The sequence below is a fragment of the Pseudarthrobacter sp. MM222 genome (assembly GCF_947090775.1).
Taxonomy (GTDB): domain Bacteria; phylum Actinomycetota; class Actinomycetes; order Actinomycetales; family Micrococcaceae; genus Arthrobacter.
Genome location: NZ_OX352321.1, coordinates 2,722,705 through 2,737,687, shown reverse-complemented (window position 1 = coordinate 2,737,687; position 14,983 = coordinate 2,722,705). Strand labels below are relative to the sequence as shown.

Genomic DNA, 14,983 nt, shown 5'->3' with positions numbered 1-14,983 from the left:
GCGCGGATACGGTAGGTTCGGAGCATGAGACGCGCCGTATGCCCGGGCTCCTTCGACCCCATCCACAATGGACACCTGGAAGTCATTGCCAGGGCCTCCGGCCTCTTCGACGAGGTCATCGTGGCGGTCTCCACGAACTACGCGAAGAAGTACCGCTTCAGCCTGGACGAGCGGATCGAGATGGCCAGGGAGACCCTCGCGTCGCTCCAGGGCATCGTGGTGGAGCCGGTGGGCGAGGGCCTGCTGGCCGATTACTGCCGCCAGCGGGGCGTGTCCGCCATCGTGAAGGGTCTGCGCTCCTCCTCGGACTTCGACTACGAGCTGCCGATGGCCACCATGAACCGGCAACTCACCGGCGTCGAAACGGTGTTCCTCCCGGCCGAAGCGCACTACCTGCATTTGTCGTCCACCCTGATCAAGGAAGTCTTCACCCTCGGCGGCAACGTCTCCGAGTTCGTGCCCCGTTCCGTGCTGAAACGGCTGCTCGCGGGCTAGCCTGTCCGGGATCCGGGGCACAAGGGGTAAGCTTGATCGGTACTCGGCGGCCTGCTGCCGGTTGCACGGCCCTCATGGGGGGCTGGCCTGCGGTGCAAACCGGAGTCCTGCCCGCCGGTTTGAGTCCGTCCGGAAGATCAGGCTAAGATGGTACGTCGGTCATATGTTCAACAGGAGTTCTCATTAAACGAGATGCTAGTTCGCCCTTGGCGTTCGACGTCAAGGACCTCGGGCGCAGCCCAGGAAGCATGCGGACGCTGACGGAACATGTACCCGCACCAGGTGATCTTGGTGTGGCACTCATTGGCGTGCAGGAAGGCTCGGATGTCGGGCTGGACCTGCGGCTGGAGGCCGTACACGAAGGAATTTTGGTATCAGGAACCGCAAACGTCGAAGTAACCGGCGAATGCGGCCGATGCCTGGATCCCCTTGCGTATGACCTCGAGGTCAATGTGCAAGAACTTTTCTTCTATGAGGATGCTGAATTCTCGGACGAAGAAGACGAAGAAGAGCAACGTCGAGTCGAGCACGATCTGATCGATCTTGAGCCGGTGTTGCGGGACGCAGTTGTAACCATGCTGCCGTTCCAGCCGGTGTGCCGGGAAGACTGCCAGGGCCTTTGCTCCGAATGTGGAGTGCGCCTGGAAGACGAGCCGGGGCATCACCACGAGGTCGTAGATCCTCGCTGGGCTGCCCTAGCTGACTTGGCTAAGCCTGACCGGCAAAACTGATTTGTAAGTGTTTTTCTAGAGAGAAATGAGTTAGCCGTGGCTGTCCCGAAGCGGAAAATGTCTCGCTCGAATACCCGCGCCCGCCGCTCCCAGTGGAAGGCGACTGCCCCCCACCTGGTGAAGACTGTCGAGAACGGCCAGGTCACGTACAGCCTGCCGCACCAGGCAAAGGTCGTTACCGACTCGGCTGGCACCGCGCTGTTCCTTGAATACAAGGGCCGCAAGGTCGCAGACGTCTAATCCGCCAACTGGCTGACAAAGATGTCTTCAACTGAAGAGCTTCTGAAGCGTCTCGGTGTCTCTATTGACGCCGGGACGCTTCGTCTTGCGCTCACACACCGTTCCTACGCCTACGAAAACGGCGGCATCCCCACCAATGAACGGCTTGAGTTCCTGGGGGACTCCATCCTGGGCTTCTCGGTCACGGATGCGCTGTACCGGGACAACCCGACGCTGCCCGAAGGGGACCTGGCCAAGCGCCGCTCCGCCGTCGTCAGCACCCGGGCCCTCGCGGGCATCGGCCGGAGCATCGGCCTCGGTGAGTACATCTACCTCGGGCAGGGCGAAAAGCTCACCGAAGGCAAGAACAAGGCGTCCATCCTGGCGGACACCATGGAGGCACTGATCGGTGCCACCTATGTCTCCAACGACATTGAAACGGCACGCCAGCTGGTCATGCGGCTGATCGGGCCGCTGCTCAAGGACGCAGCCGCGCTCGGCGCCGGCACCGACTGGAAGACGAGCATCCAGGAGCTCGCGGCAAGCCGCCAGCTCGGGACCATCAACTACGCCGTGGAGGGCTCCGGCCCGGACCACGCGCGGACGTTCGAGGCCGTGCTGCGGATCGGCGGCAACGACTACGGTACCGGCTCCGGCAATTCCAAAAAGGAAGCCGAGCAGGAAGCCGCCGCGGACGCCTGGCGCAGGCTTTCCGTCCCCGCGCAACCCTCTGCCGCAACGCCGCCGGAGCCGCAGCAGCTGCAGAACCAGACCGGCAGCTAGGGCACCTGCCGTGCCTGAACTGCCCGAGGTGGAAGTTGTCCGCCGCGGCCTCGTGAGCTGGGTCCGGGGCCGGACCATCACCTCCGTTGACGTGGTGGATCCGCGCTCCATCCGCCGGCACGCGCTCGGTCCCGAAGACTTCGCCGGCAACCTCGAAGGCGCCCGGGTGCTGGACGTGGTGCGCCGGGGGAAGTTCCTGTGGATGCCGCTCAGCGACACCGCAGGCACTCCCGCGGACGGCGCCCCCGGACCCGCGGCAGCCGGACTGTCCGGCCCCGCCGAGCCCGCCGTGGCGCTCATGGCCCACCTGGGCATGTCCGGGCAGCTCCTGATGCAGGACGCCGGCGTTCCCGACGAAAAGCACCTGAAGGTGCGGCTGCGCCTGAGCCCGGCCGACGGCATGCCGGAACAACTCCGCTTCGTGGACCAGCGCATTTTCGGCGGGCTGTTCCTCACTTCGCTGATCGCCACGGCCGACGGCGGTCCCGGCGGGCTTTCGGAAAGCCCGCTCCCGCTGATCGCCGAGGAAGCCTCGCACATCGCCCGGGACCCGCTGGACCCGTACTTCTCCTTCGACGATTTCTACCGCCGGCTGCGGGCCCGGAAGACCGGCCTCAAACGTGCGCTGCTGGACCAGGGCCTCGTCTCGGGCATCGGCAACATCTATGCGGACGAGTCCCTCTGGAAGGCCCGGCTGCATTACGCCCGCCCCACCGACACCCTCCGCCGGTCCGACGCCGCGCGGCTGCTGGACGCCGCCCGCGAAGTCATGACCGAGGCCTTGGCCGCCGGCGGAACGAGCTTCGATTCCCTCTACGTCAACGTCAACGGCGCCTCGGGCTACTTCGACAGGTCCCTCAACGCCTACGGACGCGGGGGGCAGGAATGCAAACGCTGCGCGGCCGCCGGCCTGGTGAGCCTGCTCAAGCGGGAACAGTTCATGAACCGGTCCTCCTACACCTGCCCCGTCTGCCAGCCCAGGCCCCGCAACGGCCGCTGGTAGACCGGCCGCCCGGCCGTCCCCCGGCCCGCAAATCCGCGGATCTGTCCGGCCCGCGCGGTAGATTGGGCAGGTAGATCCACGGCGCCGGCCGCACTGGAACGGCGCCGCCGTCATTGAAGGAGTTCCGAAGCACTTTGCACCTCAAGAGCCTGACCGTCCGGGGATTCAAGTCCTTCGCTTCGGCGACGACTTTCGAATTCGAACCAGGCGTCACCGCCGTGGTCGGCCCCAACGGTTCGGGCAAGTCCAATGTGGTGGACGCCCTGGCCTGGGTGATGGGGGAGCAAGGGGCCAAGACGCTCCGGGGCGGGAAAATGGAAGACGTCATCTTCGCCGGAACCTCCGGGCGCCCGCCGCTGGGCCGCGCCCACGTTTCCCTGACCATCGACAACAGCGACGGCGCCCTGCCGATCGACTACAGCGAAGTCACGATTTCCCGCACCCTGTTCCGGACCGGCGGCTCGGAGTACGCCATCAACGGGGCCGGCTGCCGGCTGCTGGACATCCAGGAGCTCCTCTCCGACTCCGGCCTGGGCCGGGAGATGCACGTCATCGTGGGCCAGGGTCAGCTCGACAAGGTCCTGCATGCCACGCCTGAAGACCGCCGCGGCTTCATCGAAGAGGCCGCGGGCATCCTCAAGCACCGGCGCCGGAAGGAAAAAACGGTCCGCAAGCTCGAGGCCATGCAGGCCAACCTGCAGCGGCTGAGCGACCTCACCGGTGAAATCCGCCGCCAGCTGACCCCGCTCGGCAAGCAGGCCGCGGTGGCCCGGCGTGCGCAGACCGTCCAGTTCGAAGTCCGCGACGCCCGCTCCCGCCTCCTCGCCGACGATCTCGTGCAGCTGCAGTCCGCGCTGGCGCAGGACGTCGCGGACGAGTCGGCCCTCAAGGCGCGCCGCGCCGTCGTCGAACGTGAGCTCCAACAGGGCCGGCAGCGCCAGGCCGGCCTGGAGCAGCTCGCCGCCCAGGCAACACCGAAGCTGAATGCCGCGCGGGACAACTGGTACCAGCTCTCGGCCGGACGGGAACGGCTGCGGTCCTTGGGGTCCCTGGCCGAGGAACGCCGCCGCCTGCTGGGAGCCGCCGACGCCGCCGTCCCGGACACCGGCCGGGACCCGGACCAGCTGGACCGGCAGGCCGCCCGGGTCCGCGAGGAACAAGCCGCCCTCGAACAACAGATCCTGGACCGGCGCGAAGCACTCGGCACCGCTGCCGCCGCCAAGCAGGAGGCGGAGAACGCGGCCGCCGCCGAGGACAAGAGGCTCGCGGCCCTGCTCCGTGCCGCCGCTGACCGGCGGGAGGGCCTGGCGAAACTCGCCGGGCAGGTCGGCGCGGCACGCTCCCGCGTCGAGTCTGCGCAGTCGGAACTCGGCCGGCTGCGCGAATCCCAGAAGGCCGGCGAGGAGCGCCGCCGGCAGGCCCAAAGCGAATTCACCGCGCTGGAATCCCAGGTGGCCGGGGTGGAAGACGGCGAGGAAACCCTGGACGCCGACTACGAGGCCGCCAGTGCGGCCCTCGACGCCGTCACCGAGGAAATTGAAACCCTGAAAGCGGCCGGACGTGAGGGCGAACGGGAACGTGGTGCGCTCGTGGCGCGCCGCGACGCCCTGCAGCTTGGCCTGAACCGCAAGGACGGCACCGGGCATGTGCTCGGTGCCGGGCTGCCCGGAGTCCTCGGAGCGCTCGCCGGAATGATCACGGTGGAGGCCGGTTTCGAGGCCGCGATCGCCGCCGCCCTCGGCGCGTCCTCGGACGCCGTCGTGGTGCAGGACGCGGCGTCCGCCGCCGCGGCGGTCCGGCGGCTGAAGGACGACGACGCCGGACGCGCGTCGCTGCTGCTCGCCGGGCCGGCGGAGGACCGCCCGCTCGCTGACGCGCACCCGGCCGACGCGGCACACGCCGGCGCCGCCTTGCCGGCCGGGGCGCGCTGGGCGTCGAGCCTGGTCACCGCCGGCTCCCCGGAGGCAGCCGGAGCCCTGCCGCTCTCCGCCCTGCTGGCAGGCATCGCCGTCGTGGACGATCTCGACGCCGCTGTGCAACTGATCACGGAGTGTCCCGGGCTGACGGCCGTCACCAGCGCCGGGGACGTCTTCACCGCCGTGACGGTCAGCGGCGGATCAACCAAGGCGCCATCGCTGCTCGAGGTCCAGGCCGCCGTCGACGACGCCGCCGCAAAGCTGGCCACGGTGACCGCCGCGCTGGAGCGGAACCGCTTTGCGCTGTCCGCCGCGCAGGCGCGGAAGGCCGAGGCGCAGGAACGCGCGGATGCCGCCCTGGACAAACTCCACGACTCGGACGCCCGGCTCGCGGCGGTGGCCGAACGGCTGGGCCACCTCAATTCCGTGCTGCGCAGCGCCGTCGGCGAAAGCGAACGGCTTACCGCCTCCCTGGCCATGGCCGAGGCGAACATCGCCAGCGAGCAGGAGTCCCTCGAAGCCGTGGCAGCCCGGCTGGCCGCCGCCCAGGAGGCGCCTGCCGAGGAGGAACCCTCTGCGGAACAGCGCGATGCGCTGGCGCTGGCCGCATCGCTGGCCCGCAACGCCGAAATGGAGGCGCGGCTTGCCCTGCGCAGCGGGGAGGAACAGCTCACCGCCACCCGCAACCGGGCGGCCGCGCTCGAACGAGCCGCCGCTACCGAACGCCGCGCCCGCGAGGAAGCCGCGGAACGTGCCCGGCGACGCCGGCTACAGGCCCAGCGTGCTGCTGCCGTCTCCGCCGCGGTGGAGCGGGTAATCCGCTACATCGATGTGTCCGTCGAGCTCGCCGGCCAGGAGCGCGACACCGCTGAAGAGCGGCGCGAACAGATGGACCGTGAACTGGCCGAGGTCCGCACCGGCAACGATGCCCTGGCCCGTGAGCTCGCGGAACTGACCGACTCCGTGCACCGCGACGAACTGGCCCGGGCGCAGCAGCGGCTCCGGATCGAGGCGCTGGAACTCAGGAGCGTGGAGGAACTCGGGCTCACCGCCGACCAGCTCGTGGCCGACTACGGCCCGGACCGGCCCGTGCCCCTGCCCGCGGAGGAATCCGCGGACAAATGGGCCGCCCTGCGCGCACCCGTGGACGAGGAGGGCCGCGAGCTAGCCGCAGGCAAGCCCTTCGTCCGGGAAGAGCAGGAGAAAAGACTCAAACGGGCCGAACGGGACCTCTCCGCCCTGGGCCGCGTCAATCCGCTGGCCCTGGAGGAGTTCGCCGCCCTGGAGGAACGCCACCAGTTCCTGAGCACCCAGCTGGAGGACCTCAAATCCAGCCGCAAGGATTTGCTGGACATCATCAAGGAAGTCGATGACCGCGTCCAGAAGGTCTTTGCCGAAGCTTTCGCGGACACCTCGGCGCAGTTCGTCCGCGTTTTCGCCCGGCTGTTCCCCGGCGGCGAGGGACGGCTGGTCCTCACCGACCCGTCGGACATGCTCACCACGGGCATCGAGGTGGAAGCCCGCCCGGCCGGCAAGAAGATCAAACGGCTCTCGCTGCTTTCCGGCGGTGAACGGTCGCTGACAGCCGTGGCCCTGCTCGTGGCGATCTTTAAGGCCCGGCCGTCGCCGTTCTATGTCATGGATGAGGTGGAGGCAGCCCTGGACGACACCAACCTGGGCCGGCTGATCACCATCTTCGAGGAACTGCGCGAATCCAGCCAGCTCATTGTCATCACGCACCAGAAACGCACGATGGAAGTCGCCGATGCGCTCTATGGCGTCACCATGCGCGGCGACGGCGTCTCCACCGTCATCAGCCAGCGCCTCGGCGCGGACGTCTGACCCCACTCTCTCCGGACGGTACACCAGCCGCCAGCGGCTCCACGGCCGCTTTCCCGTTTGTGAGAAGCTAGGGGAGTGAACGACATCCTCCCTATTATCCTGCCCATTCTCGCTGCCCTGGTGGTCCTAGGTGCGCTGATTCCGGTGCTTATGAAGACCCGGAAGAACATCACGAACTACCCGGGCACGCGTGACGAGAACGATCCCGTGGAGCCCGGCCAGCGGACCGGATCAACCCTGATCGCGGACCGGGCGGCGCCTGCGCGTGAGCGCGGAACGCCCCAGGAGACCGACCTTGAGGGCCTCGAAACGGTCGAGGTACCGGACGACGTCGCCGGCCTGGAAACCGTCCCGGTGGAGACGCCGCTGCCGGTGGCCGGCCGCTTGACCCGGTTGCGGGAACGGCTCGTCAAGTCCAACAACATCTTCGGCAAGGGCCTGCTGGCGCTGCTCTCCGCGGACAATATCGACGAGAACGTCTGGGACGAGGTGGAGGAGACCCTCCTGCTGGCCGACCTCGGCACCGAACCGACCATGCAGCTCGTGGACGCGCTCCGCGAGCGGGTAAAGGTCCTCGGCACGCGTTCCCCCGAAGAGGTCAAGGCCCTGCTGCGCGAGGAACTCATCAAGCTCGTCGATCCGACAATGGACCGCAGCCTGCGCGTCGAGCGGCAGGGCGACAAGCCCGCCGTCGTCCTGGTGGTCGGGGTTAACGGCGTCGGCAAGACCACCACGGTGGGCAAACTCGCCCGTGTGCTCGTGGCCGAGGACAAGGACGTGCTGCTGGGCGCCGCCGACACCTTCCGCGCCGCCGCCGCCGAGCAGCTGGCCACTTGGGGGCAGCGCGTCGGGGTCCCCACCGTCAAGTCCGACGTCCACGGGGCGGACCCGGCGTCGGTCGCCTATGAGGCGGTCAAGGCCGGCATCGACCAGGAAGTCGACGTCGTGATGATTGACACGGCCGGACGGTTGCAGAACAAGGTCGGCCTGATGGACGAGCTCAGCAAGGTCAAGCGCGTCATTGAAAAGCTTGCCGAAGTGGATGAAGTGCTGCTGGTCCTGGACGCCACGACGGGCCAGAACGGCCTGAACCAGGCCCGGGTGTTCGCCGAGGTTGTCAACATCACCGGAATCGTTCTGACAAAGCTGGACGGCACCGCCAAGGGCGGGATCGTCGTCGCCATCCAGAAGTCCCTTGGCGTCCCCGTCAAGCTCATCGGGCTCGGCGAGGGCGCGGACGACCTCGCGCCCTTCGACCCGGAGGCCTTCGTCGACGCCCTGTTGAACTAAGCCGTGGAACTGAGTTCTTAGGCGGCCCGGCAACACAAAAGTGCCTCCGTTCCCTGCCCGGGAAACGGAGGCACTTTTGCGTCGCGGGACGGTCATCCCCGGAAGGGGCCGCCGCCGCGGGGGAGTGTCAGTACGTGAAGTTCAGCACCGTCACGGTTCCGGCCGTGAGCTTGAAGTTCTGCGTGCCGGACTTGTACTGGAAGCCCGGCACCGTGGGGCGTTCGGCCAGTGGCGTCGGTTCCGACTTGGCCCCGTCGATCACCGTGCTGTCTTCAGCACCGTAGCTGGGTCCGCTGAGCTGGGTCATTGTGCCGGTCAGCGGCTTGCCCGGCAGGTTCAGCGTCACATCCGCCTGGGCGGCGGTCTCGGGGTTGTTCTGGTTGACCAGGACCACGGTTGTGCTGCCGTCTGCGTTCTGCAGGGCGTAGCTGTACATCAGCCCGCCGCCGGTTTTTTCCAGTTTCAGGAACTTTCCGCCTTCCAGCTCGGCGACCATTGAAATGCCGAAGAAGTTGGCACGGCCGGACATCTGGCCGTTGCCGTCCGGGTAGGCTCCGGCGCTGCAGATGGCGGACATGGGCGGGCCGCCCTTGCAGGTCTGCAAGGAGCTGTGGAACCCGATCCGGGTAATGCCGAGCTGCGCGGCGTTGAGCGCATAGTCGGCGGTCCAGAGGGCCGAGCCGTGCGTGCGGGACGTCTCATTCGAGCCCGGGCAGGCCGCGATCCCGGTTTCCGGCAGCCAGGTCTCGAGACCGGCTGCCTGGCCAACCTTGAGCGCGGACTGCTGGTAATCGGCGGCACGGTCATGCATCAGCGGGGTCATCAGGTTTGCCATGGTCGGGGAGCCGAGGGGGTCGCTGCCGTCACAGCTGTAGAGCGGGTAGTTGTGGAAGGTCAGGATCTTCTTTTGCGGAATGTCCGCGTCGACGAAGGGCTGCCACCACTTCTGGTCGTAGGCGCCCGGCCCGGAAATCGGCACGTTCGGTGCGACGGCGTAGATCGCGTTCGCGTAGTCCTTCAGTTCCCGGACATACTGTTCCAGGCTGTAGCCGTCGCTCTTTACGTCGTTGAAGACGAACCCGTTGGGCTCATTGCCGATGGTGATGCTGAGCAGCCGGTCACCGAAAATCTGCGAGGCATATTTGACCATGTCGGCCGCGCGGGCGGGGTTGTAGTGGCCCAGATCGACGGTGAGGCTGATGGTTGCATCGCCGGCCACGAGAAGCCTGTTGACCCTGGCCAGGTCGTCCGGTCCCACCGCCCTGACGGGGCGGGCCCTGTCGCCCTTGTAGCTGGACGGGACCGCCTCGCCGGTGGACGTCCAGAAGAAGCGGCGGTCCACGGCGTTGCCGCCGAAGCGCAGAACGGGCTGGTCGATTTCCTGCAGCAGCTTGACGATGGTCGGGTTGGTGTCGGCGAGGTCGGGATCGGCGAGGTCCGTGGCCTCAAGCGAAATTCCCGTCAGGCCCTTGTTCAGGGAGGTGCCCACCTGGTCCTTGGACACATTCACCTTGAGCGGTTCAACCGGTTCCAGCGGTGAACCGGCCGGCGGTCCGGCTTGGTCGTAATACGTCACGGCGGGCCCGATTTCCGGGGCCTCGCTGGTGCTGGTGGCGGCCGGAGTGGAGGCAGCGGGCTGCGGTGCCGGCGTCGGGGCGCCGAAAGTCAACGGGACGGCCACCGCGGCGGCTGCCACGACGGCGGCGAATGCGCCGGCCGCGATGAACCGGGAACGCCTCCTGTTGCCCGCCTGTGCGGCGTCAGAGCTCGAGGGGTCGGGGGTAGCCGAATTCCCAGGTGAATGGTCGATTGGCGCCATAAGGCAGTACCTCCGGAAGTTTTGACAAGTCCCGTCCAGCTTAGCCAAGGCCCGGGTCCCCGGCGGACCGGGGCGCGGCCCGGGGATCAGGGCTTCGCCGCCGCCTGTTCGCGGAGGGTTTCCCGGGCCAGCAGCCAGCCCGCCGCCGCCGCGACGAGAACGCCGCCGGTCACGCCGAAAGCCCAGCCGTAGCCCAGCCGGTCCGCCAGCAGCCCGGCGCAGACCGGACCGATGATCGCCCCGCTGTCCGCGGTCATCTGGAAGACGGCGAGGACGCGTCCGCCGGAGCGTTCATTGCCGACGACGTCGGCGATGGCGGCCTGCTGCGCGGGGCCGAGCAGCCCGGATCCGATGCCGGCGACGGCGGAGGCCACGAGGAACCAGGGCAGCTCGCGGGTGTATCCGATGGCTGCCGTGGCCGTGCCGGTGACCAACAGGCCGGCCAGCATCATCGGCTTCCGGCCCAGATTGTCCGCGAGCTTTCCCGAAACCGTCAGCGCCGCGGCGTTTCCGGCGGCGAAGACGGCCAGCGCCCAGCCGGCGGACTCCGGCCCGGCCCCCAGCGCCGCCACGGCGAACAACGGGACCGTGGCCATCCGAACGCCGAATGTGGCCCAGCCGTTGGCGAAGCTGGAGAACAGTGCCGCCCGGTAGGCGCTGTCCTGCAGGGCCTCGCGCAGTTCCATGGCCGGGCCCCCGCCGCCCTCCGGCCGGGAGGCGGCCGGAACGTGGCTGAGTTGGGTCTGTACTACGAGCGCCGCCAGGACCAGGGCCGCCGCGTAGGCGAGGAATGGGACGCGGAGGCCGAAGCCGGCGAGCAGGCCGCCCACAATCGGACCGCAGACGTTTCCGATCAGGAAAGCCGAGGCGTAGGCCCCGGAGACGCGGCCGCGGCTCTCCGGCGGGGCCAGCCGGATCACGAGCGCCATCGACGCCACCGTGAACATCACCGATCCCGCGCCGCCGAGGCCTCGGAAGACCAGCAATTGCCAGTAATCCTGGGCGAAGGCGCAGGCCGCCGTGGAGGCCGCCACGATCAGCAGGCCGGCCACATAGACCGGACGTTCTCCCAGCCGCACGATCAGGGCCCCGCCGGCGGGGGCGAACACCAGCCGCATGAAGGCGAAGATGCTGACGATCACCGCGGCGGCCGTGGCGCCGACGTCGAACGTCGTGGCGAACTGCGGGAGGACCGGCGCCACAAGACCGAAACCAAGCGCAATCAGGAACGCGGCTACCAGCATCACCTTGATGTCCCGCGGCAGCCCGGTACGGCCGGGGTGCCGGCCGGCGTCCTGGGGCGGGGACTCACCGGTGCGGCGCGGGGTCTTGCTCATAATGCTGTCGTCCTCGATCGGGGAGCGCGCGATGGCGGGAATGAAGGGCTGAAACATAACCGTAACAAGGCGGAGACGCACCATTTACTTCCGGGAGGTTCTTGTAACAACCCGGCAATGTAAATCCTCCGCCGGCGAAACACAGCCCAGCAAAAATCTTCTTAGAACGCAAAACGCGTTGGCAGGCGGAGCGATCCGCAAGATCAACCTAGATCGCATCTAAGCAAGGAGGACGTGCACCATGGAACTTACCGCAGGTCACGTATGGCTGATGGTGGCGGCGGCACTCGTGCTGTTCATGACACCAGGACTCGCATTTTTCTACGGCGGCATGACGCGCGCAAAGGCTGCACTGAACATGATGATGATGAGCTTCATCTCCATCGGCATGGTCGGTGTGGTGTGGGTGCTCTGGGGCGCCTCAATGAGCTCCGGCGAGGGCTTCCTGCAGATGGTGGGGAACCCGTTCGCCACCTTCGGCCTTGAGGGGATCACCACCCCGGACGGACTTATCAAGGTCGGCTACGCAGCCACCTTCGCCATCATCACGGTGGCACTGATCAGCGGCGCGATCGCTGACCGCGCCAAGTTCGGCGCGTGGACCGTGTTTGTTCCGGTCTGGGTGACGCTGGTCTACTGCCCGCTGGCCTACATGGTGTGGGGTGGCGGGCTCTTCGGCCCCGAAGGCGCCATCGGCCAGGCCCTCGGCCCTGCCATTGACTTCGCCGGCGGCACGGTTGTGCACATCAACGCCGGCGTCGCCGCGCTGATCCTCGTGCTGATCATCGGCAACCGCAAGGGCTTTGGCAAGGACCCGAACCACCGCCCGCACAACATCCCGTTCGTGATGCTCGGTGCGGCGATCCTGTGGTTCGGCTGGTTCGGCTTCAATGGTGGCGCGGCCACCACGGCGGAGCAGGGCGGCCTGATCTGGGTCAACACCCTGGCGGCCCCCGCAGCGGCGATGCTCGGCTGGCTCATCACGGAGCGCATCCGCGACGGACACCCGACGTCGCTCGGTGCCGCCTCCGGTGTGGTTGCCGGTCTCGTCGCCATCACCCCGGCTTGCGCCAACGTCAGCCCGGTCGGCGCACTGTGCCTCGGCCTCGTGGCAGGTGCGGCCTCCGCGCTCGCCGTCGGACTCAAGTTCCGCTGGGGCTTTGACGACTCGCTCGACGTCGTCGGCGTCCACCTCGTCTCGGGCATCATCGGCACCGTCGCGCTGGGCTTCATTGCCCTCCCCGTTGAGGGTGTCGGCGGCGGCCTCTTCTACGGCGGCGGCTTCACCCAGCTCTGGGCTCAGCTCGCCGTGGCCGGCATCGCCATCGCCTACTCGGCAATCCTGACCGCCCTGATCGCCCTGGCCATCCACAAGACGATGGGCTTCCGGGTTTCCCAGGAGCAGGAAGTTGTGGGCGTGGACCTCAGCCTGCACGCCGAGACGGCGTACGAATTCGGTGTCGGCGGCCATGGCGGGAGCTTCCAGCCGCTGCACGAGCTCATCACGGGCAAGCAGCAGGCCGAGGATGGCGCAACGGCGCCGGCCGGCCCGGCATCCGATGACAAGAAGACCGCAGCAGGCAAGGAAAGCGTGGGGGCATGAAACTGATCACAGCAATCGTCCGGCCGGAAAAGCTCGACGCCATCCGTGAAGGCCTTGAGGCCTACGGTGTCCAGGGCCTCACGGTCAGCGCGGCCAGCGGCTACGGCCGGCAGCGCGGCTACACCGAGGTGTACCGCGGAGCCGAGTACAACGTGGACCTGCTGCCCAAGATCCGGGTAGAGGTCCTGGCCACGGACGAACAGGCCGATGACATCCTCGATGTCATCATCGCCAGCTCGAACACCGGCCGGGCCGGGGACGGCAAGGTCTGGACGATGGATGTGTTCGAAGCCGTCCGGGTCCGCACCGGGGAACGCGGATCGGCCGCCATCTAAGAAAGCCAGGACAACAATAGTCCTGATAGGGAAGCGGGCCGGTTACCTGAAAAGGTAGCCGGCCCGCTTTTGCGTGCCCCGGTTTCGGTGCCGGTGTGGTTTCGATGCCGGTGTGGACTGCGTGCCCCGGCGGGGCTAAGCGGTCCAGCCCTCCGGACCGGATGACCCGGCGCGGTATTCCTCCAGCGGAACGCTGCCCCGGGCCCACGCCTTCAGCACGGGGTCGACGATGCGCCAGCAGTCTTCCGCCGTATCCGCCCGGACGGACAGCAGCGGATCGCCGGTGAGGACTCCTTCCAGGACTTCGCCGTACGGCAGCAGCTCGGAGGCGCTCAGCTCGGCCTGCAGCGTGACCCGGTCCAGGTCAAGGACATTGCCGGGGCCGTTGACATCGACGTCGAACTGCAGGGTGTCCGGTCCGAATCCGATCCGGAGCTGGTTGGGGGAGTCCACCCCCGTGAATCCCTTCGGCAGGTGCGGCACGGGCCGGAACGTCACCACGGCTTCCTTTCGTTTATCGCCCAGGGCCTTGCCCGAGCGCAGGATGAAGGGAACGCCCTGCCAGCGCCAGTTGTCGATTTCCACCTGGACCTCGGAGAGGGTCTCGGTGTTCCGGGACGGGTCCACGCCCTCTTCGTTTGCGTAATCCGGGACCTCGCGCCCGTCGATGGAACCTCCGGTGTACCGGGCGCGGCGGGTATTCTTCGCGTACGGCGCCTTGATGCTGCTGGCGCGCAACACCGTCGCCACGGCATCGCGGAGATCCCTTTCGTCCACGGACGCCGGGGGTTCAATGGCCAGCAACGCCATGATCTGGAGCAGGTGGCTCTGGATCATGTCACGGAGGGCGCCGGCGCCGTCGTAGTACCGGGCGCGGCCCTCCAGGGCGAGATCCTCGTCGAAAATGATCTCCACCTTTTCGATGTGCTCCCGGTTCCAGACGGGCTCGAGGAAAGTGTTCGCGAACCGCAGGCCCAGGATGTTCAACACCGTTGCCTTGCCCAGGAAGTGGTCAACCCGGTGGATGTGGTCCTCCGGGGCCAGGGTGGCCAGGACTTTGTTCAGGTGCCGGGCGGACTCCTGGTCGGAGCCGAACGGCTTCTCCATCACCAGCCGCGTCCCTGGCGGCACCTGCGCCGGTGCCAGGGCCTCGCACGCCAGCTGGCTGATCCGCGGCGGCAGGGCGAAGTACACGGCCACCGGGCCCGCGAGCTGCGCGAGGAGTCCGGCGAGCTGCCCCTCCGCGGTGACGTCCAGCTGGTGGTAGCTGGTGGTTTCGCGGATCCGCTTCAGTTCCGCCCGGCCGTACGCCTCCGCCTCGGAATCAGCGGCGCCAAATGACCCCTCGACGCGTTTCAGCCATTGTTCCGCGGTCCACGGGTCGGACCCCGCGCCCACTAGCGTCAGGCCTTCGGCGTGGCCGCGGGCCACCAGCCGGGCCAGTCCGGGCAGCAGCAGCCGCCCGGTCAGGTCGCCCGAGGCGCCGAGGATGAGCAGTGTTTTCACAGATGTTTGGCTGGTCACCCAGCCAGCATGCCATCTTGAAGGCGCGTCTTGGTACCCTAGATAGTCGAGTCCCGTTGTCGAGACGGTTCGTTCAGGCGAACATC

Annotated in this window: 12 protein-coding genes; 9 read left to right on the top strand and 3 right to left on the bottom strand. The window is 67.8% G+C overall.

Features of this window, described 5'->3' with window-relative positions:
• Nucleotides 1-24: 24 nt before the first annotated feature.
• The 7 genes from coaD (at nucleotide 25) to ftsY (ending at nucleotide 8,279) form a co-directional block, all read left to right on the top strand.
• A complete protein-coding gene (gene coaD / locus OM977_RS12525; RefSeq protein ID WP_264354274.1) occupies nucleotides 25-495 on the top strand; it encodes a pantetheine-phosphate adenylyltransferase in 471 nt (156 codons plus the stop codon).
• A 206-nt stretch (nucleotides 496-701) separates the two neighbouring features.
• Nucleotides 702-1,226: a YceD family protein gene (locus OM977_RS12520; RefSeq protein WP_264354273.1), complete on the top strand. Its 525-nt coding sequence runs from the start codon at nucleotides 702-704 to the stop codon at nucleotides 1,224-1,226.
• Nucleotides 1,227-1,262: 36 nt separating this feature from the next.
• A complete protein-coding gene (gene rpmF, locus OM977_RS12515) occupies nucleotides 1,263-1,466 on the top strand; it encodes a 50S ribosomal protein L32 (protein ID WP_009356569.1) in 204 nt (67 codons plus the stop codon).
• A 21-nt stretch (nucleotides 1,467-1,487) separates the two neighbouring features.
• A complete protein-coding gene (gene rnc, locus OM977_RS12510) occupies nucleotides 1,488-2,228 on the top strand; it encodes a ribonuclease III (RefSeq protein WP_264354272.1) in 741 nt (246 codons plus the stop codon).
• A 10-nt stretch (nucleotides 2,229-2,238) separates the two neighbouring features.
• Nucleotides 2,239-3,231: a bifunctional DNA-formamidopyrimidine glycosylase/DNA-(apurinic or apyrimidinic site) lyase gene (gene mutM / locus OM977_RS12505; RefSeq protein WP_264354271.1), complete on the top strand. Its 993-nt coding sequence runs from the start codon at nucleotides 2,239-2,241 to the stop codon at nucleotides 3,229-3,231.
• 134 nt (nucleotides 3,232-3,365) lie between these two features.
• A complete protein-coding gene (gene smc / locus OM977_RS12500) occupies nucleotides 3,366-6,989 on the top strand; it encodes a chromosome segregation protein SMC (RefSeq protein WP_264354270.1) in 3,624 nt (1,207 codons plus the stop codon).
• Nucleotides 6,990-7,064: 75 nt separating this feature from the next.
• Nucleotides 7,065-8,279, top strand: a complete 1,215-nt coding sequence (gene ftsY, locus OM977_RS12495) for a signal recognition particle-docking protein FtsY (RefSeq protein WP_264354269.1) — start codon at nucleotides 7,065-7,067, stop codon at nucleotides 8,277-8,279.
• Nucleotides 8,280-8,406: 127 nt separating this feature from the next.
• On the opposite strand, the gene OM977_RS12490 is transcribed toward ftsY, so the two are convergent.
• Together OM977_RS12490 and OM977_RS12485 are read right to left on the bottom strand one after the other, a co-directional pair.
• Nucleotides 8,407-10,098 (bottom strand): hypothetical protein, encoded by a 1,692-nt coding sequence (locus tag OM977_RS12490; RefSeq protein WP_264354268.1) that lies wholly within the window; start codon nucleotides 10,096-10,098, stop codon nucleotides 8,407-8,409.
• An 86-nt stretch (nucleotides 10,099-10,184) separates the two neighbouring features.
• The gene (locus tag OM977_RS12485; RefSeq protein ID WP_264354267.1) at nucleotides 10,185-11,435 is read right to left on the bottom strand and encodes an MFS transporter; all 1,251 of its coding nucleotides are present in this window, start codon (nucleotides 11,433-11,435) and stop codon (nucleotides 10,185-10,187) included.
• A gap of 241 nt (nucleotides 11,436-11,676) precedes the next feature.
• Between OM977_RS12485 and OM977_RS12480 the strand changes: the two genes are divergently transcribed.
• Nucleotides 11,677-13,038, top strand: coding sequence for an ammonium transporter (locus tag OM977_RS12480; protein WP_264354266.1), 1,362 nt, complete (start codon nucleotides 11,677-11,679; stop codon nucleotides 13,036-13,038).
• Entirely contained in the window at nucleotides 13,035-13,373 is a 339-nt protein-coding gene (locus tag OM977_RS12475; RefSeq protein WP_264354265.1) for a P-II family nitrogen regulator, read from the top strand. The genes OM977_RS12480 and OM977_RS12475 overlap by 4 nt, the downstream gene beginning before the upstream one ends.
• A 135-nt stretch (nucleotides 13,374-13,508) precedes the next feature.
• Here the strand turns inward: OM977_RS12475 and OM977_RS12470 are convergent, their stop codons facing one another.
• Entirely contained in the window at nucleotides 13,509-14,897 is a 1,389-nt protein-coding gene (locus OM977_RS12470) for a glucose-6-phosphate dehydrogenase (RefSeq protein ID WP_264354264.1), read from the bottom strand.
• Nucleotides 14,898-14,983: the final 86 nt, after the last annotated feature.